The sequence below is a fragment of the Ancylobacter pratisalsi genome (assembly GCF_010669125.1).
In the GTDB taxonomy this organism is placed as follows: Bacteria; Pseudomonadota; Alphaproteobacteria; order Rhizobiales; family Xanthobacteraceae; genus Ancylobacter; species Ancylobacter pratisalsi.
The window spans coordinates 465,950-481,067 of the sequence record NZ_CP048630.1 but is presented as its reverse complement, the minus strand read 5'-3'; the positions used below and the strand labels follow the sequence as shown (position 1 = coordinate 481,067).

Here is a 15,118-nt window from a genome sequence, read left to right as displayed (position 1 = left end):
GTAGTGCCCCCGACGCAGCTGCCTCGGGGGCTGGAGGGATTCTATGCGCCCCGGAACTCCTGGCTTCATCGCGCGCCGCCTCGTAGAAGCGAGGGAGGCACGCAGCCTCAATAGGCAGCTTGCCCTTGGCAATTTGATCGGCAAGCCGTCCAGCACAATCTCTCGTTGGGAAACCGGCGAAGTCACGCCCGAGCCGGAGGCCCTGGATGCGCTCGCGCGTGCCCTAAATGTCCGCCGGAGTTATTTTCTGCGCCCAATGCCGGATCATGGCGGTGGTGCCTTTTTCCTCCGTGCCCGCAAATCAGTGGAGCCCGCGGTTCAAGCTCGGGAGCGAGCAAGGTTGCGTTGGGCGCAGGACATTTCGCTTGTGCTTCAGCACTATTATGAATTTCCGACGTATGACGTGCCTGATTTTCTTCGCGGCCGGAGTTATGCCTCTCTGGATAACGAGGATATTGAAGCGATCGCAATTGATTTGCGGACGCACTGGAACCTCGGGACTGGACCAATCACCAGCATGATCTCCGTGCTCGAGATGCATGGGTTTGTGGTTGTCTACGACGTTGCCGATTCCGGTCGGCTCGATGGCGTTTGCAATTGGTCTGAGTCAGATCAGCGCCCCTATGTTTTGCTGGCGCGCGATAAGGAATCGTTCTTTCGATCTCAGATGGATGCCGCGCACGAGATGGCGCATGCGATCCTACATAGGCATCTTACGCAAGAGCAGTTTGAGCAGGATTTCGATCGGATCGAAAGCCAGGCTTTTCGGCTTGCGAGCGCGTTTTTGATGCCCGCGACTAGCTTTGCGGTGGAAGTCCGTCACCCGACATTGGCAGGGCTTCTTGCATTGAAGGAGAGGTGGCGCTGCTCGGTGAAGGCTATGATCATGCGGTGCAACGATCTAGATCTGATCGATAAAGCATCAGCTACGCAGCTTTATAAGCACTATAGCTTTAAGGGTTGGAACCGCGGCGAGCCTCTCGACCGTGACTGGCCCCGTGACAAACCGAAGCTAATGGCGCGTGCCATCATTGATCTAGTTGAGGACGGCATCAGATCGAGGCAGGATTTGCTTGAGACCGAGTTCGTTATTTCCGCTCGCGACATTGAGGATCTCGCATCGCTTCCGAACCATTGGTTCGATTCGGCGGGAAATGTCATTTCTCTTCCGCTTTCTCGGAAAGCAAGGCCTCTTTAGCCGCATTTGGCGCATCAAAAACTGAAGAGGCGGCGAGGCGGCCAGATAAACGGAAATTTTCGGCCGCTGATGGCTGCTTCATTGATCGACTCACGTGGCGGCAAGTCGCGAGCTTCTTCGCCGAGCCTAGATATGAGCCCGATTAGGCGCTGAAGCCGCTCTAAACCAGCAATAGCTGATGAAGTCGATTTCCCTGCCCAATCGCTTCGATTGCCTTGAAAAAATGACCCGCGATCTCGCGGGCGGCAGTCATGTGATCCTTGGCGGCCTCTCCAACGAACATCGCATGAAATCCATCGGCATCGCTTTTGACGCGCAAGAATTCGTCATATTTCTGAAGGATATTATTAATGGAGGAAAATGAATCAGAGAATTTGGGCGTCTTTAGTATTCGCTCAAGACGTTCAGTGGGCGAAAGACTCACCATTTCCTTCGCGTTTTCAGGGCTTACTGTGCTAGCATCAGAATAAATGGAAAGAAGGTATAGTAGCGCTGAATAGCACGTTAAAAGTCGGCTATGCTTAAGTGTGTAATTTTTCTGTCGTCTTTTAATATTTTTTTCTTCTGGCGTTCGTGATGTTCGAACTTCATAGTTTACGCACAGTGTTCTCCAAAGCCGCAGAATATCATTTGCCAAAAATGCAGGCAGGAATTCATGCTGATGGTCAGGAAAATCCTGCCAATAAGCTCCGATTATTTCATCTACAATATCTGAATATACATCAGATCCAAGAAGAGGCTTGCTTTCAAGAAGAAGGAGGAGGCGGGCAGTAAAGGTATTTACAGCATCATCGTCAGGCGTTCCGAGCTTCCCTTTAAGATCGGCTAACGTATAGTGTATGAGATATCGCCCGTCGCCGTCAAATTCGGGCATGTCTAATTCGCTTGTTGCGTTTATCAAGCTGGCCTGAAGGCGAATCTCATCTAGTCGCTTAAGGCGACTTTCTCGGGCTTCGTCCTTCTGATTTGATATCTTATTCTTACTCACGATAAAGAGATCGAGGTCGCTGTTCTTATCGGTTTCGCCACGCCCAAATGAGCCCGTGGCGTAGACGCAGGCGGCGCCTTTAATTCTGGCGCCATCTTCTGTGAGCAATCCCTGCAGCTTCTCAATTCGTTGTCTTGTATCCTCTCGACGTTCATCGAAGATGGTCATCTTTCCCCGCCCCACTCGAACACATTGGCAAAGACTTCAGCCTGCTCAATGGCATCATCAAGCGCATTGTGAGTGTGGACATGCTTTGAAGTCAAATGCATAGGCAGTCGGGATCTGCTCGCTTCTGAAATGGGAATGCCAGCTTTAACGGCCACTGCGGTCTTGATATCAAAGCACCGGGAATAACCAAAAGGAGAGCCGAGACGAGAAAATTGAACAAAATACCAATATAGCCAAGCCCAGTCGAAGCTAAGAGGATATGCCACTAGCACCGGCCTTGCATGCCCAGCTATCTGGCGGACCCAATGATTTGCATCAGACATTGCCTGTTCTGGACTCGCACCATTCTGGCGAAGCACATCCCGGTCCAAGCCGTTCACACGAAGGGCTTCGGGCTGGAAATTGTCCGAAATGGGCTTTAATTCCCGATAGAAAGTCTGGTCGTATGAATAGGGCCGCTGAAATTTTTCCCCGTCGAACGTTCCCGCATATACGAGAGCAAACGACAGGATTGAAAACGGACCGGGGATCGGACCGTCGGTCTCGACGTCGGCTGAAAAATAGGCGTCCACAGTGCTGCCTGTCCCCTTATAGGAGTCTCCGCTCTCAATCGAGGTGACCGAAGCAAATCCGCTTGCGGGGATCGCGAAGTTCATCTTATAGGCCTTTCGTTCAGCAGCCGGATTATAATCGCGAGCAGGTGGCACAGGCCTCGAAGCCGCCCCTTCCTGAACGGCCGTTACGGTCGAGCGCGGGTCGCATGCAGTTTTCCAACGTACTGCGATTCCGTAGCGCTCGCCGCTCCAGCGCGGTTAAATTCTAGCGCTGTTGTGCATGGATCACTCGTGGTTCGCAATATGGCGAAACGGCCACAGCCATTCGCTCTAGGGCTGCTTGCCGCCGCGACCTAGGTGCCTCCAAGGCGATGAGCATCTTCCCGGTGACTGTCACGTGGCGCCCTCCCTCACCCTCTTGGCGGCCAGTCGCGGGTTTGGCGACGAAGACGGCCCCCACAGTCTCCAAAACGTTTCTGATCGCCTCGCCTGTTTCGGGTGTCAGGCCTCTTGCACCTCGTCGCCGATGTGACGCGCGCCGATTGCCTGATAAAGGTTGTACAATGCCATGTGCGCCTCGCTTGCGAGGCGGTACCAGTCGGGATTGGCGAGGATCGCCGGGTGTTCGCACAGCCGTTCGTCCACCAAGTTCATGACGATGGAGGCCGTGTGCAGCGCCTCATGACAGCCAAAAGTGCCGGGCGCGAAATCTGCGATCAGTTCCTCGGGTGTCGACTCTCGATCTTCGGCCTCAGCGGCGAGTCGCTCGATACGGTCTTGCTCGATTTCTTCCGGGCTGACGTTGACCGGTGCCGCAAAGTTGCTCATGCCGTTCGCTCCTTCCTCAACCTCACCCCCGGCCCTTCGCCGTTCTCGGCGACGAAGATGACGCCCGCAGCTTCGAGAGCGTGCTGAATTGCGGCAAGATTGTTCACCGTCGGCGACCTGCGGCCCTTCTCAAAATCGCGAACGGTGCTTTCGCTGAGGTTCGAGGCCTGAGCAAGCGCCGACTGAGACCAGTCTAGGAGGCCCCTGGCGGCCCGCGACTGCGCGGGCGTTATCGCAGAGTTGGCGCTTTCCATTTATAATCCACGAAAACCGTTGACATTCTCCGCCGATCAACGTTATTCGTTGATGGTCAACGAATTTCTATCACAGGAGCACGCGCATGGACACCCATGTTCGCGAACGGGAGAAGTGCGTCCCCAGCCGTACTGGGCGCGTTGGATCAGCTCAATGAGCCTACTTCAACATATGTCCCTTGGCGGGTGTGCGCGGCAGGTCGAGCTCCATCTCTCGATGGTGAAGCCAATCTGCCAGGCTTCGATAGACGTCGTAGGGCATCGGACGCTCAGGATGCTTGCGTTGGAAGTCCTCCACCGCCCGCAGCAGGGCGAAGACATCCTCGGTCGTAATGATCGCAGGGAACTGCTCATCGAGCGCGCCCACGATCGCCGCGGTCGTGCTGATGCCGTAGCGCTCGGCCTGCGCCTCGATCCGCTGCTTCAACTCAGCGGGAATCCGAAGATTGAACTGAGGGTCATTTCTCGCCATGGCGAGGAAATATATCACCGTGCTATTGCGCGCAATAAACCACGGTGATACATATCACGGTAATACATTGGTCGGGAGGCCAGAATGTCACGACAGGATCCCCAAGTGGTCGTCCGACTGCCGATCGAGCTGAAGGATTGGCTCGACGGGCAGGCCCGGGTCAACGGCTCCTCCCGCACGTGGGAGATTGTCCGTTCGATCCGCGAGCGGATGGCTCGCGCGGGTAAATCAATAGGCGACTGACGTCGCCGTTCTTCAATCTGCCTGAATGAGGAGCACGCGCATGGGCACCCATGAACGCGAACGGGAGAAGTGCGTCACCAGCCGGCGCCAGGCGATGCGTACCATCGCCATCAGCGGGCTCGCCGCGGCTGTGCCGCTCGGCGCGGCCGCGCTGGGTGACGAGACATCCCCCGACGCCGAACTGATCCGTCTCGGCGCCGAGTTCGATCGGCTCTACTCAGAATGGCTGCCTCTCTGGCGCCGCTGGTCGGACTTTGAAAGCGTTACCCGGACGGAGGCCTTGGCGTTTGCCGGAAAGGCAACCAGCGTCTGGGAGCGCTATTGCCAGGTTTCGAACGCCAATGGCTGCGCAGAGGCGACGGCGGCCAACGATGCGGCGAGCGATAAGGTGACCGAAGTCGCTGGACGCATCCGGCAGCTTCCCGCCCGAGGCATCCATGGCCTGTACGTCAAGGCGCGGGTGGTTCTCTTCGAGAGCTTCGCGACGGGCAGCCATGACAGCGTGGCCGACGAGGACATGGACTGGGAAGTGCTCTGCTATGTCCAGTTCCTGCGCGAGATCGCCTCTCTCGCTGGGGAGGCACGCGTATGAATACGCACGCACGCGAGTTCGTGATGGTGGAGCGCCAGCGCCTGCGCGAGCGGGCCGAGCGCACCATCGAGGCGCTGATGGACATTCTCGACCAGCTCGACACCGATCCCGACCTCGAGGACTGCGGCGACGAAGAGCCCACCCTCGGCTGGGAGGATGGCAATCCTTCCCGCTTCGCCGGCGGCAGCTCCCTGGGCAGCCTCGATTGCGAGTTGGACTGGGAGGACTGTGGTCCCGGTGACCTGGATAGGTTTTTCCGGGGCTGGGGTCCTACTTCCATAGGAGAGGTGGTGCCGTGATGAACCGCCGCTCTCTCCTTCTCGGCGCCGGCCCGGTCCTGCTCGCGACACCGGCGGCGACGCTCCCCGTAGCACCGGCGCGCGCGACACCTCAGGAGCGGATTGCCGCGGCAATGGATGAGATCCGCTCGGCTTTATGGGAGCTGCACCCGGATTGGCACATCAGCGGTGACGCGTCGTTCCATAGCTACTCAGTTGGCGGCGCCCTCGGCGCCCATCCTCACGGCTATTCGGCACGGCACTTTTTCGACGACGCCGTGGGGAAGGGCGACTTCTTGGTGAGCAACTAGGAAGAAGCTATTGCAAAGTCCATTAGGTGTGATACCTATCGAATTTACCACTGGTAATATCAATAGGACCATGCTCATGCTCAAGCTCCGTGCCACTACCGCCCTTGCCGCCGAAATTGCCCGTATCGATCGTCAGCGGTTCAACGAAGCTGTTGCGTCCGGACTTTACACCTGTGCGCCCGAAACGGTGGCTGGCCGCGCGCGCTCGTTCGGCCTCGTCGATCTCGTCGTGCTCTTTATCTACGGCCGGCTGCTGGACGAGGGCATTACGCCCCGGCATGCCGGGGCGGCGGCGTGCCGATTGCTGACCTATTTTCAGGAAATGCCCCTGGTGGGCGAGGAATGGATGAAGCTCGACCACATTGTTTACGTGGTTTTCGAGGGCCAGCCTCTCACGTCCGCATGGCGTCAGAGCGGTGCCTTGGACCGCGGCGCGGTGCTTCTGGGCGGGCGTGAAGTCCTCTCCGAGAGGAAGTGGAATCTCAAACTGATCCGCGAACGCATCAGCGCCCGTCTTCGTGAAGAGGACGAAGAGCGGGTTATTGGCCCCATCGGCATCGAGGATTGACGCATGAGCGGCAACAATCCGCCGATCATCCGCGGCGCCAAGGCCATCGCGCACGAGTTGGGCTGCTCGCCCCGCACCGTCTCGCGGCTCGCCGCAAACGGAAAGCTGCCGGTGAAGAAGGCCTTCTCCGGCGGCAGGACCTCGCCCCTTGTGATCAATCGCAAGGAACTGGACGACCTGAAGCACGACCGGAAAGGGTAAAGCAGTGACGGCGCGCTCGCTCAGGGAACAGACGTTGCCCCGCTTCGCGCTCCGGCGCGAGGAGGCGGCGGCGAGCCTGAGTGTGTCGGCCTCGACCTTCGACAAGTGGGTGAGCGACGGGCGTATGCCGAAGGGCCGCAAGATCGATGGGCTGATGCTGTGGGATACCGAGCAGATTCGAGAGCATTGGCTGGCGCTGCGGGACGGGGTGATGACCCATAACCCGCTCGACGAGATGGTGCTGTGATGGCGCCGGTAAAGCTCCGCTATCTGGTGGAAGACACCGACAAGCGCGGCAATGTGCGCTGGTACGTGCGCGTGCCCGGTCGCAAGAAGGTGCGGATTCGGGCGAGGCTGAACGAAGACGGCACCCTGTCGGATGCATTCATGAGCGCGTACTTTCGCGCCATTCGGGGTGTCGAGGAGGAGCAGGGCCGCCCCAAGCTGCAACGGGTGGCCGAGGGCAGCTTTCAGTACGCGCTGACGCGCTACTACGCCTCGCCGCTGTTCAAGGGGCACGAGGCGGCGACGCAGCGCGACAAGCGCAGTGTGCTCGACCGCTACGCCGTGAACGCCGGCCCTCTGCCGTTGGCGGCATTCCGGCGCGAGGACATTGAAAAGAGCCGCGACAAGCGCAGGGAGCGTCCCGGCGCAGCGGACAAGCTGGTGAAATACCTCAAGGCCTTCTTTGCCTGGTGCGAGCGGGAACGCCTGATTGCGGCGAACCCGGCGACGGGTGTGACGAAGATCAACACCTCGTCCGAGGGCTTCCATGCCTGGACGCCCGACGAGGTGCGCCAGTTCGAGAAGGCGCACCCGATCGGCTCTCAGGCCCGCCTGGCGCTGGCGCTGCTCCTGCACACGGGCGGCCGGCGTGGCGATATCTACGCGCTCGGCCCGCAGCATATTGTCGGCGGTTACTTCTCGTTCGTGCAGGAAAAGAACCGCCGTCGCCGCGCGGTGCGGATCGAGATCCCGGTGCGGGCGGAGCTTCAGGCGGTCATCGCCGCCACGCCGACGGGTGACCTCTCCTTTATCGTCTCGGCGCACGGCGGCCCTACACCAAGGAGAGCTTCGGCAACCGATTCCGCGACTGGTGCAATGAGGCCGGCCTGCCGCATTGCTCGGCACATGGCGTGCGGAAGGCGGCAGCGACGATTCTCGCCGAGAGCGGCGCGACGGCTTCCGAGCTGTGCGCCGTGTTCGGCTGGTCGAAGCTCGAAACCGCCGAAATCTATGTTCGGAAGGCACAGCGCAAGCTGATGGCGAGCAACGCTTTCGCCCGGCTGGACGCGCAGACGGCCCGAAAGAGTGTCCCACTTTCGGCCGCTAAAATCCCCGATGGGACGAAACGAGCGAAAACCAATGAGAAATCAAAGCCCATCGGCGGATTTGGTGGGCCCGGCAGGACTCGAACCTGCAACCAGACCGTTATGAGCGTGTTTCTGCCGCAGCAAAACCGCATGAAACCGTGCAGAACTAAGCGGCTCCGGTGGGGGATGTTCTCTTTTGGTTCATGGGTTTCATTGGCGTTTTATTGGCGCCAATGCTTAGCGCCCGGCTCGCGGCTTTCATGTGGTCGGGGTGGTGGTGCCCGTAGGTCTTTTCGAGCACGGCAACCGACATGCCGAGGAAGCCGGCTGCATCCCACATCGGCACGCCGGATTGCATCAACCATGTCGCGGCGGTGTGACGCAGCGTATGCGGCGTGATCCTGCCGTCGAGTCCGGCGAGTTTCACCGCGCGGGCCATCGCCACCTTTACCGACTTGACCGGCTGGCCGTGATATTCGACCGGGTATTCGCGCGAGATGCCCATGTCCTTCCATCTCCGGATATGGGCGAGCAGGCGATCGGGGATCGGCACCGGGGGCTGGCGCTTGCGCGTGGCCTTGGCGCCCTGCGGCAGGCGGTAGAAGACGCCGCGCTCGACATCGATATAGGACCGACCGGAGGCGGCTGCCCAGCTGGCCGAGGCGATGGCACCGGCGCGGGTGCCAGTGTAGAGGCCGATCAGAATGAAGCGCGCCAGGTGGCGCATGGTGTATTTGCGGGTAGGTAGCGCCTCGCCCGGCAGGCCCTTGTGTGAGCGGCGCTGTTTCTCCTGCGCGCGCCAGCATGCCCAGAGCAGGCGGGCGGCCTCGTCGCGGGTGAGCCAGCGCTCGCGGGCGGGGCCCTTCTCTGGAAGCACCACACGGACCTCTCCACGGTGGAAGCCCTCCCGCCCATGATAGTGAATGGCGGCGCGCAGATCCTCGAGATCGCGGCGGGCGCCGCCGGCACCGCCGCGCGAGGCGGCATATTCCCGGCAGCTGGTGGCTGATACATCGGCAAGGGTCTTGTTGCCCCACCAGTCCAGCAGGCGGTCGCTGCGCTCGGCGAGCGTTCTCTGGTTTGCCTGGTGTGCCGCGCGGTCGCGCAGATAGATGGCGATCACGTCCCCTATGGGGACTTGATCGAGGTCACGACCGCGCCGCGGCGGCTGGTATTTTTGGGCGATGTGCTCGGCGAGCGCCCTCTCAGCTGATTCACGATCAGACGCGCCGATGCCAGTGGGGTACTGGTGTCCACTGTCGAGGATGATCCATGTCGCGGCGTGTGTGATCCGGCCATCGCTTCGGCGGGCCGGCCGGAGCCAGAGGCGCGCTCCTTTGGCGGGACGCGGCATTTGTCGATCATCTCCCGGATAGCGGCGAGGGTGGTGTAGTCCTTACCAGCGATGCGCATGATGGCGAGATTGCCGCGCTCGGCCTCGCGCCGCAAGCCGGCCACCTTCATGCTGCCGTCCGGAAAGGCCAGAGTGGCCGCCACCGACAAGCGGATCGGGTCGGTGGGCTCAGGGCGCATCGGATCACCCATCCCGGCCTCCCGCGCTCGCGGGCTGGTCGATCAGGGCGCGGATGGCATGCGCTGCGTTGCTGTAGGTGATCACGGCGAGCACTGTCCGTTCGCCGCCTCTCGCCGCCGGTCCATTTCAGCCGCCGCCTCCTCCATCACCGCCCGCTCGATCAGCGGCAGGGCGGAGGCTAGGGCGCACCGGCACAATTTCCTGGCATCTTCATGCGACCAGAACGACGACCACGAGACACTCGTGACCATCGTCCGCGCCATCGCCTCGACCACTTCGTCGCGCTGTGAGGGGGTGAGGGTCATCACCATAGATCCTCCGAATAGAGCGTTACTACCAGTTGCGCGCCGGGGCGCCCCTTGTCGTCCATGATCGCCACGCCGGTAATGCGCTCAGGTGTCAGCATTGGTGTCTCCGTTGGCGAGAGCGGCGCGGGTGGCTGATGTCACCTACATCGACCAAGCCATGCCCCATGGTGATCTGTGTGGCCTGAATGGTTTCTCCAGAGGCAGGCTCGACCGAAGCGGACGTCGTATCGTGCGTGGTCATGACAGGAGACTCCAGACAAGCCACGCGACCAGCGAGATGATCGTGGCTACCGACAGGTTGATGAAACCCGTGATCGCCGGGCCAAGGTCGGGGAGGAACGATGAAGGTTGGGGCTCCGGGATGGACCAGAACGCGACGACGTAGCTGATCGCCGTGATTGCCGCTGGCGCTATCCACCAGCCGAGTTCAATGGCGAGTGTCATGGCGCATCTCCGACCTCGATCATGACAGAGGGATGCTGGGTACCGAGCACGCGCAGCAGGACAGGCGCGCCGGCATTGATGCGGGCGATCTCGTCTGGTGTCGGCTCCCATGCGGTCACCATGCTTGGCGTAGCGGGGCCGTTGACGGTGCAGTGGATCGGCTCGTCGCGGAGCGGTAGGCCCATATAGCCCTGGCATTTACCGATGGTTCGGGTGGCGCCGGCGATGTGCTTGATCAGCATGACCGCCGGTCCTTTCTCTCCCGTTTGATGATATCGAAGCCGCCACCAGGCTCATCGAAAAGCGGAAGGCGCTTCCATCGAGCGCCTTCATCCCACACCATGTCACCGAGCGACCATTCGAGAGTGGCATCTTCCAATATTGAGGACAGACCCTCTTCATCGTCGGGAGCTGCCTTACCGAAACGCGCTTCGGTCCTTCCCTCCCAGAGGATTGCAGCGATCCCCTTGAGAAGGCAAAACTCACACTGGCCGGGGTCCGCTGCGGCGTCCACCATGACCCATAGTTCGTCGACGTCGGGCGCCCAGAAAACGCCGACCGCCTCGCACGTATCCATCAAACGCACAGCGTAAAGTTTCATGCCGCGTCCTCCGTCTCGAAGACCGGGCCGTGGTGCGGGCGGCGGGTGAGGACGCGGGGCGAGGCGACGGCAATGAGTTCGGGATCGTCGAGGTTGCGAAAGCGGGTCGCGGCCTTCTCGCCGGCGCACCAGATCTCCAGCCGGCCGCGTCCGACCGCCTCGACGGCCTTCATGATGAAGCCGCTCTTGATGCCGACACGGGCAACACCCTCGCGCTCGCCGATCTCCAGCGTCTCCTCGCCATAGGTGCCGGCGGCGTGGTCGTCGAGCCAGAGCGACAGGTCGCCCTCCTCGCCCCATTCGATGGCGACGGCGCGGTCGTCGTCGCCGGCCATGTCGGCAAGGCGCCTGACGGCGGCGACGAAGGCGCCGGCCTCAACTGTGATGCGCGGCCCGTGGAGCGGGGGAACAACCCGCTCATAGGGTGGATAGCGGTTCTCGATCAGCCGTGTGGCATAGCTGACCTTCACGGCGCCTCCCGGCGGGGTGCGGGCGCACAGCACGTTGGCGTCGGTCTCGATCTCGATCCCGGAACCACCCATGCGCAGCAGATGATCGACCGACTCCAGCGGCACCATGACGCCGCGGGCCTGCTGGCGCGGATCATCCTCGGTCGGGTCGATCCGTTTCGGCAGCCCGGCGGCGCCCTCCGGCAGCGGAATATCGGCGGCGAGCAGCACATAGCCGCTGCCGGCCACGCCCCATAGCATGGCCTCGTCATCCGAGGCGTGGAGATAGACGCCCTCAAGGTAAGGCCGGTCCTTCATGCCCTTGGCGGCGGCGGGCTTGATGAGCGAGAAAAGGCGCAGCACCTCCTCCGGCATCAGCGTGAAGCGCGCCGGCTCCCCCCTGGTCTCGAATATGGCGGGGAAGTCGTCGCCCTGAAGCACCGGGGGCTGGTAGCGGCTGCGGCCGGCACGGATCGTCGCCGTCGTCTCGCCGACGTCAACGCGGACCTGCGCGCCTTCCGCGAAGTTCTGCACCATGCGCTGCAGGACATCGGCGGCAAAGGCGACGCAACCCTGCCGCTCGACCTCGGCAGGGATCTCCGCCTCGGCATAGGCGTCGAGATTGGTCGCGGCGACGAACAGAGTATCGCCCTGCGTGCGCAGGCGGATATTCTGCACCGCGAGGATGGCGGCCTTGCGATCCGCGAGATGGCCGACGGCCTTCAGCGCGGCGAGCAGGTGGGTGCGCTCGACGATCAGTTTCATGGGGCTACCTCAGGAGCGTGGCGCCAAGCGGCGTGTTGATGAAGTCGCCGAGAAAGGCGGCGATGCTTTCGTGACGGGCGCGCTGGTCCGCCATCACGCCGAGATAGGCAGCCTGGCAGGCGCCTTCGCTCGGCCATTTCGGGTTGATCAGCAGGAGAAGCCGGCGGACTGCCTCCTTGCGCTCCCCGACCCGCAGAAGGTCGCGCGCTTCGCCAAGGATGGCTTCGAAGATGGGGGGGCAATCGAAGTCGATCGCATAGTCTTCGCGCGCCTGGTCGTCGCCCGCCTCTTCAGCGGCACCGTCCAGATCTTCCAGCGCGGCGCGCAGGTCGACATCCCTGCCGGCGCGGATGTCGGCGATGACGTCGCCGATGATCACGGCGGCCGTCGCGTCGAAGTCCATCTCGACCAGCCACGCCGCCCATGCGGCAACGTGGTCGTCGTGGTCCTCGTGATTTTGGTCGTGTTCGGTGACCATCATGCCCTCCCGACCTGGCCGAGCGGCGTGTCGTCGAAGTCGATCATCCCGAGCGCGTGCATGTAGGTGCCGCCGATCGCCTCATGCTCGGCGAGCTGGTCGGGATCGGCCTTCCGTCGGCGCAGGATCTCGCGCAGGGCCTTGGTGTCGAAGCCGTTGCCCTTTGCCTCGGCGAAGACATCCCTGATGTCGTCGGCGATCGACTTCTTCTCTTCCTCGAGACGCTCGATGCGCTCGACGAAGGCCCGCAACTGCTCGCTGGCGAAGCCGGCGGCGGCCTCGGAAATCGGCTCGTTGGTAGGCGGGGCGGAGGGGCCGTCCACGACCTCGGCCGCGCGGCGGCCGGCCTTGCCCCAACGGTCGGTATCGGAACGCTTAGCCACGATCCCATTCCTCCCCAGACGGCGGATACAGCCCGCTGGTGGCGATGTGCCGGATGCGCTCGCTGGCCTCGCCATCGCCGTCGCGCCCGCAGGTGGAAATGATGGAGGCCAGTGCCCCGCGCATGCGGTCCATCGTGGCATCGCGCTGCTCGCGCCGGCGGCGGAGCGCGCATTCGCTGGCAATGCCGACCAAAAGCAGGGTGGTGACGGCGCCAAGCAGAAAGCCGAGCAGGATGGCGCCGCTCATCGCAGCACCCATGAGATTGCGCCGGCCCACACATTCAGGGCGGCGATGAACAGGCCGAGGGCGCAAAGCGTGGCGGCCTCGTGGAGCAGAACGCGCAACATGCTCAGATCTCCGTGACCAGGACAAAAAGGATCATCGCCAGGGCGCCGGAGGCGAAGGCATGCGCCACGGCGAGAGGGCGAGGGCCGGCGCACAGGGCGAGAACCGAGTTCGCAATGAGCAGGAGGGCGGTGAAGAGGATCGCCATGGCCCACCCTCACTCGCAGCCGGGGCCAACGGCGCCGGGGTCATCCGGCGCCACGAATTTGCGCCAGGGCCGCCAGCCGCCGGCGGGCGAGGATGAAGGGCACCAGAAACCCCATTCACGCACCCGCGGGCCGATGATGAAGAGGGTGACGGCGGGCCGCGGCTCCAGATCGCTACCCAGCGGCAGCGCGAGGCGATGCGCGAACCGGCAGCCGCGCCAGACAATGGCGCCGGCCGCGTGGGAGCGCGCGCGCTGATGCGCCGGACAGGCGGCCAAGGCCGGGATCGGCGCAAAGGTCTTGATCAACTGCCCCGACAGCAGCACGGAAAGCGAATGCCAGGGATGATCGTGGAGCGCGCGGTCATCATCATCGCGCAGGAAATGGTGCAGGTAGACGTTGAACCAGCGGTTTCTCGGCAGAAGCCACCAGCGGCGCATATAGGGCCGCTCCGTGCCGCCAATCACCATATCCGGCCGGCGGCTGTTCATCACCGAGAAGCAGGCCCGCAGCAGCGGACGGCGCAGGAAAGCGGGAAGGCGAAACGGCATGGCGTCCTCCATCGCAGGCGGGAGAAGAGCCGGAGCGGGCGCGGCGGATGCCCGCTCCGGTCAGTTCCTGGCGCCAGGGGGAGGCGCGCCAGGGGTCGGGAGGGGGATCAGTTCATTTCGCGCAGGGCACGGCCGCGCACGCGCTTCAGCGCGTCGGGGGCGAGCTCGGCGATCTTTGGCAGCGACCAGCCGAGGGTGAGGAGATCCTCATCCTTCACGCTGCCGCTGGCGGACTGAATGGATTCGATGTCGCGGGCGAGACGCTCGACCTCGCGCTCATGCGCGGCGGCGATAGCGTCAATGGCGCGGGCCTTGCCCGCGCGGCCGGTGCGGTTTCGGGTCGGTGAGGTCTGCATGAGGGGCTCCCATCTGGTTGATGGGTTAAGATGTGCATGGGATGCACTTATCTGTCAACGAGAAAAGTGTATCTCATGCACACTCGCCGATGTATCATCGATCACTTGCATTGCGAGGACGAATCGGCGGCCGGTGCATCTTCCGCGTATCAGCAGCAGAAGTTGCGGCGCCGACCTCATCAAATCGCCGGTGCGACAGACGACGCATCAAGGCATCATGCGCAGAGATTGCGCCTATCGCCACAAGACGCCACTACGAGGATCTGCCATGACATCCATTTCCCAACTCGCTCTGGACGATATGCGCGCACGCCGCCAAGCCGTGATCGAACTACTTCGTTCGCAGGATCAGCAGGCAGTCGCATTGCTTGGGACGTATTCGATGCTTAGCGTGGCATGTATTTCAGGCGCCGCTGCCGCAATGGCGGCAGCTTCGATGTCGGCAAAACTCTTTGCGGCATCCCTGATAGGTCCAGGTATCGCCTTTATGCTCGGCGGGCTTTGCTGTTACCGCATCCTCGCCACATCTAAAATCACTTTGCCAGGGCGGGAAAGCGCGTTCTGGCAATGGACCATTGATCATGGTATCGGGGAGGATGGCATCATCAAGGCATACACCGCCGGGATGATTGCGACAGACCATGACAATGACGAGATCAATCGAGAATTGAGCGACTGGCTCGGTCGCGCCCGCGCGTGTGGGATAGCTGCCGCTCCAGCGGCAGCTATCTCTACCGTGATGTTTAGTCTGCTCTATGCTCTACTAGCGACCTGAACGACGTTGTGCTT

The 15,118-nt window shown here is 62.0% G+C and carries 27 protein-coding genes and 1 pseudogene; 10 read left to right on the top strand and 18 right to left on the bottom strand.

Features of this window, described 5'->3' with window-relative positions:
- Positions 1–43 precede the first annotated feature (43 nt).
- Positions 44–1,198 (top strand): helix-turn-helix domain-containing protein, encoded by a 1,155-nt coding sequence (locus G3A50_RS02410; RefSeq protein WP_163073763.1) that lies wholly within the window; start codon positions 44–46, stop codon positions 1,196–1,198.
- Positions 1,199–1,358: 160 nt separating this feature from the next.
- On the opposite strand, the gene G3A50_RS02405 is transcribed toward G3A50_RS02410, so the two are convergent.
- The 5 genes from G3A50_RS02405 to G3A50_RS02385 form a co-directional block, all read right to left on the bottom strand.
- Entirely contained in the window at positions 1,359–2,354 is a 996-nt protein-coding gene (locus G3A50_RS02405) for a nucleotidyltransferase domain-containing protein (protein ID WP_163073761.1), read from the bottom strand.
- Complete coding sequence (locus tag G3A50_RS02400) at positions 2,351–3,010, bottom strand: 3'-5' exonuclease (protein ID WP_163073759.1); 660 nt, start codon at positions 3,008–3,010, stop codon at positions 2,351–2,353. Before G3A50_RS02400 ends, G3A50_RS02405 begins: the two co-directional genes overlap by 4 nt.
- A gap of 399 nt (positions 3,011–3,409) precedes the next feature.
- Positions 3,410–3,736 (bottom strand): hypothetical protein, encoded by a 327-nt coding sequence (locus G3A50_RS02395; protein ID WP_163073756.1) that lies wholly within the window; start codon positions 3,734–3,736, stop codon positions 3,410–3,412.
- Positions 3,733–3,990, bottom strand: coding sequence for a helix-turn-helix domain-containing protein (locus G3A50_RS02390; protein ID WP_163073754.1), 258 nt, complete (start codon positions 3,988–3,990; stop codon positions 3,733–3,735). Before G3A50_RS02390 ends, G3A50_RS02395 begins: the two co-directional genes overlap by 4 nt.
- A 160-nt stretch (positions 3,991–4,150) precedes the next feature.
- Positions 4,151–4,462 (bottom strand): Arc family DNA-binding protein, encoded by a 312-nt coding sequence (locus G3A50_RS02385; RefSeq protein WP_163073752.1) that lies wholly within the window; start codon positions 4,460–4,462, stop codon positions 4,151–4,153.
- 84 nt (positions 4,463–4,546) lie between these two features.
- Between G3A50_RS02385 and G3A50_RS02380 the strand changes: the two genes are divergently transcribed.
- From G3A50_RS02380 to G3A50_RS22965, 8 genes and pseudogenes are all read left to right on the top strand, one after another.
- Positions 4,547–4,705, top strand: a complete 159-nt coding sequence (locus G3A50_RS02380) for an Arc family DNA-binding protein (RefSeq protein WP_163073750.1) — start codon at positions 4,547–4,549, stop codon at positions 4,703–4,705.
- A gap of 40 nt (positions 4,706–4,745) precedes the next feature.
- Positions 4,746–5,297 carry a hypothetical protein gene (locus tag G3A50_RS02375; protein WP_163073748.1) on the top strand — a complete coding sequence of 184 codons (552 nt, stop codon included), beginning with the start codon at positions 4,746–4,748 and terminating at the stop codon, positions 5,295–5,297.
- Positions 5,294–5,596, top strand: coding sequence for a hypothetical protein (locus G3A50_RS22445; protein ID WP_210255337.1), 303 nt, complete (start codon positions 5,294–5,296; stop codon positions 5,594–5,596). Before G3A50_RS02375 ends, G3A50_RS22445 begins: the two co-directional genes overlap by 4 nt.
- Positions 5,596–5,886 carry a hypothetical protein gene (locus tag G3A50_RS02365; RefSeq protein WP_246252065.1) on the top strand — a complete coding sequence of 97 codons (291 nt, stop codon included), beginning with the start codon at positions 5,596–5,598 and terminating at the stop codon, positions 5,884–5,886. Before G3A50_RS22445 ends, G3A50_RS02365 begins: the two co-directional genes overlap by 1 nt.
- Positions 5,887–5,962: 76 nt before the next feature.
- Positions 5,963–6,454, top strand: coding sequence for a hypothetical protein (locus G3A50_RS02360; RefSeq protein WP_163073745.1), 492 nt, complete (start codon positions 5,963–5,965; stop codon positions 6,452–6,454).
- Positions 6,455–6,457: 3 nt separating this feature from the next.
- Entirely contained in the window at positions 6,458–6,655 is a 198-nt protein-coding gene (locus G3A50_RS02355) for a helix-turn-helix transcriptional regulator (protein ID WP_163073743.1), read from the top strand.
- 34 nt (positions 6,656–6,689) lie between these two features.
- Entirely contained in the window at positions 6,690–6,902 is a 213-nt protein-coding gene (locus G3A50_RS02350; protein WP_210255205.1) for an XRE family transcriptional regulator, read from the top strand.
- Between the two features lie 862 nt (positions 6,903–7,764).
- Positions 7,765–7,848, top strand: a pseudogene (locus G3A50_RS22965) (integrase); the annotation flags it as partial.
- Positions 7,849–8,134: 286 nt separating this feature from the next.
- Here the strand turns inward: G3A50_RS22965 and G3A50_RS02340 are convergent.
- The 13 genes from G3A50_RS02340 to G3A50_RS02285 form a co-directional block, all read right to left on the bottom strand.
- Complete coding sequence (locus G3A50_RS02340; RefSeq protein ID WP_246252061.1) at positions 8,135–9,091, bottom strand: site-specific integrase; 957 nt, start codon at positions 9,089–9,091, stop codon at positions 8,135–8,137.
- Between the two features lie 5 nt (positions 9,092–9,096).
- A complete protein-coding gene (locus G3A50_RS22505) occupies positions 9,097–9,513 on the bottom strand; it encodes an excisionase (protein WP_246252059.1) in 417 nt (138 codons plus the stop codon).
- 69 nt (positions 9,514–9,582) lie between these two features.
- Positions 9,583–9,807 (bottom strand): hypothetical protein, encoded by a 225-nt coding sequence (locus G3A50_RS02335; protein WP_163073739.1) that lies wholly within the window; start codon positions 9,805–9,807, stop codon positions 9,583–9,585.
- A 240-nt stretch (positions 9,808–10,047) separates the two neighbouring features.
- Positions 10,048–10,254 carry a hypothetical protein gene (locus G3A50_RS02330; protein WP_163073737.1) on the bottom strand — a complete coding sequence of 69 codons (207 nt, stop codon included), beginning with the start codon at positions 10,252–10,254 and terminating at the stop codon, positions 10,048–10,050.
- Positions 10,251–10,496: a hypothetical protein gene (locus tag G3A50_RS02325; RefSeq protein ID WP_163073735.1), complete on the bottom strand. Its 246-nt coding sequence runs from the start codon at positions 10,494–10,496 to the stop codon at positions 10,251–10,253. Before G3A50_RS02325 ends, G3A50_RS02330 begins: the two co-directional genes overlap by 4 nt.
- A complete protein-coding gene (locus G3A50_RS02320; RefSeq protein WP_163073733.1) occupies positions 10,490–10,855 on the bottom strand; it encodes a hypothetical protein in 366 nt (121 codons plus the stop codon). Before G3A50_RS02320 ends, G3A50_RS02325 begins: the two co-directional genes overlap by 7 nt.
- Positions 10,852–12,069: a DNA polymerase III subunit beta gene (locus G3A50_RS02315; protein ID WP_163073731.1), complete on the bottom strand. Its 1,218-nt coding sequence runs from the start codon at positions 12,067–12,069 to the stop codon at positions 10,852–10,854. The genes G3A50_RS02320 and G3A50_RS02315 overlap by 4 nt, the downstream gene beginning before the upstream one ends.
- A 4-nt stretch (positions 12,070–12,073) precedes the next feature.
- A complete protein-coding gene (locus G3A50_RS02310) occupies positions 12,074–12,547 on the bottom strand; it encodes a hypothetical protein (protein ID WP_246252057.1) in 474 nt (157 codons plus the stop codon).
- Positions 12,547–12,870 carry a DUF2312 domain-containing protein gene (locus G3A50_RS22500; protein WP_425483492.1) on the bottom strand — a complete coding sequence of 108 codons (324 nt, stop codon included), beginning with the start codon at positions 12,868–12,870 and terminating at the stop codon, positions 12,547–12,549. The genes G3A50_RS02310 and G3A50_RS22500 overlap by 1 nt, the downstream gene beginning before the upstream one ends.
- A gap of 52 nt (positions 12,871–12,922) precedes the next feature.
- Positions 12,923–13,177, bottom strand: coding sequence for a hypothetical protein (locus G3A50_RS02300; RefSeq protein ID WP_163073727.1), 255 nt, complete (start codon positions 13,175–13,177; stop codon positions 12,923–12,925).
- Between the two features lie 103 nt (positions 13,178–13,280).
- Complete coding sequence (locus G3A50_RS02295; protein WP_163073725.1) at positions 13,281–13,424, bottom strand: hypothetical protein; 144 nt, start codon at positions 13,422–13,424, stop codon at positions 13,281–13,283.
- Between the two features lie 9 nt (positions 13,425–13,433).
- A complete protein-coding gene (locus G3A50_RS02290) occupies positions 13,434–13,985 on the bottom strand; it encodes a hypothetical protein (RefSeq protein ID WP_246252055.1) in 552 nt (183 codons plus the stop codon).
- A 95-nt stretch (positions 13,986–14,080) separates the two neighbouring features.
- Positions 14,081–14,329, bottom strand: a complete 249-nt coding sequence (locus tag G3A50_RS02285; protein WP_163073723.1) for a hypothetical protein — start codon at positions 14,327–14,329, stop codon at positions 14,081–14,083.
- Positions 14,330–14,597: 268 nt separating this feature from the next.
- Here G3A50_RS02285 and G3A50_RS02280 point away from each other — a divergent pair, with 268 nt between their 5' ends.
- The gene (locus tag G3A50_RS02280; protein ID WP_163073722.1) at positions 14,598–15,104 is read left to right on the top strand and encodes a hypothetical protein; all 507 of its coding nucleotides are present in this window, start codon (positions 14,598–14,600) and stop codon (positions 15,102–15,104) included.
- The last annotated feature ends 14 nt before the right edge of the window (positions 15,105–15,118 follow it).

Excerpts from the sequence above, each read along its gene's own strand:
- G3A50_RS02410 (WP_163073763.1), top strand. The coding sequence starts at position 44 with ATGCGCCCCGGAACTCCTGGCTTCATCGCGCGCCGCCTCGTAGAAGCG.
- G3A50_RS02405 (WP_163073761.1), bottom strand. The coding sequence starts at position 2,354 with ATGACCATCTTCGATGAACGTCGAGAGGATACAAGACAACGAATTGAG.
- G3A50_RS02400 (WP_163073759.1), bottom strand. The coding sequence starts at position 3,010 with ATGAACTTCGCGATCCCCGCAAGCGGATTTGCTTCGGTCACCTCGATT.
- G3A50_RS02395 (WP_163073756.1), bottom strand. The coding sequence starts at position 3,736 with ATGAGCAACTTTGCGGCACCGGTCAACGTCAGCCCGGAAGAAATCGAG.
- G3A50_RS02390 (WP_163073754.1), bottom strand. The coding sequence starts at position 3,990 with ATGGAAAGCGCCAACTCTGCGATAACGCCCGCGCAGTCGCGGGCCGCC.
- G3A50_RS02385 (WP_163073752.1), bottom strand. The coding sequence starts at position 4,462 with ATGGCGAGAAATGACCCTCAGTTCAATCTTCGGATTCCCGCTGAGTTG.
- G3A50_RS02380 (WP_163073750.1), top strand. The coding sequence starts at position 4,547 with ATGTCACGACAGGATCCCCAAGTGGTCGTCCGACTGCCGATCGAGCTG.
- G3A50_RS02375 (WP_163073748.1), top strand. The coding sequence starts at position 4,746 with ATGGGCACCCATGAACGCGAACGGGAGAAGTGCGTCACCAGCCGGCGC.
- G3A50_RS22445 (WP_210255337.1), top strand. The coding sequence starts at position 5,294 with ATGAATACGCACGCACGCGAGTTCGTGATGGTGGAGCGCCAGCGCCTG.
- G3A50_RS02365 (WP_246252065.1), top strand. The coding sequence starts at position 5,596 with ATGAACCGCCGCTCTCTCCTTCTCGGCGCCGGCCCGGTCCTGCTCGCG.
- G3A50_RS02360 (WP_163073745.1), top strand. The coding sequence starts at position 5,963 with ATGCTCAAGCTCCGTGCCACTACCGCCCTTGCCGCCGAAATTGCCCGT.
- G3A50_RS02355 (WP_163073743.1), top strand. The coding sequence starts at position 6,458 with ATGAGCGGCAACAATCCGCCGATCATCCGCGGCGCCAAGGCCATCGCG.
- G3A50_RS22505 (WP_246252059.1), bottom strand. The coding sequence starts at position 9,513 with ATGGGTGATCCGATGCGCCCTGAGCCCACCGACCCGATCCGCTTGTCG.
- G3A50_RS02335 (WP_163073739.1), bottom strand. The coding sequence starts at position 9,807 with ATGACCCTCACCCCCTCACAGCGCGACGAAGTGGTCGAGGCGATGGCG.
- G3A50_RS02330 (WP_163073737.1), bottom strand. The coding sequence starts at position 10,254 with ATGACACTCGCCATTGAACTCGGCTGGTGGATAGCGCCAGCGGCAATC.
- G3A50_RS02325 (WP_163073735.1), bottom strand. The coding sequence starts at position 10,496 with ATGCTGATCAAGCACATCGCCGGCGCCACCCGAACCATCGGTAAATGC.
- G3A50_RS02320 (WP_163073733.1), bottom strand. The coding sequence starts at position 10,855 with ATGAAACTTTACGCTGTGCGTTTGATGGATACGTGCGAGGCGGTCGGC.
- G3A50_RS02315 (WP_163073731.1), bottom strand. The coding sequence starts at position 12,069 with ATGAAACTGATCGTCGAGCGCACCCACCTGCTCGCCGCGCTGAAGGCC.
- G3A50_RS02310 (WP_246252057.1), bottom strand. The coding sequence starts at position 12,547 with ATGGTCACCGAACACGACCAAAATCACGAGGACCACGACGACCACGTT.
- G3A50_RS02300 (WP_163073727.1), bottom strand. The coding sequence starts at position 13,177 with ATGAGCGGCGCCATCCTGCTCGGCTTTCTGCTTGGCGCCGTCACCACC.
- G3A50_RS02295 (WP_163073725.1), bottom strand. The coding sequence starts at position 13,424 with ATGGCGATCCTCTTCACCGCCCTCCTGCTCATTGCGAACTCGGTTCTC.
- G3A50_RS02290 (WP_246252055.1), bottom strand. The coding sequence starts at position 13,985 with ATGGAGGACGCCATGCCGTTTCGCCTTCCCGCTTTCCTGCGCCGTCCG.
- G3A50_RS02285 (WP_163073723.1), bottom strand. The coding sequence starts at position 14,329 with ATGCAGACCTCACCGACCCGAAACCGCACCGGCCGCGCGGGCAAGGCC.
- G3A50_RS02280 (WP_163073722.1), top strand. The coding sequence starts at position 14,598 with ATGACATCCATTTCCCAACTCGCTCTGGACGATATGCGCGCACGCCGC.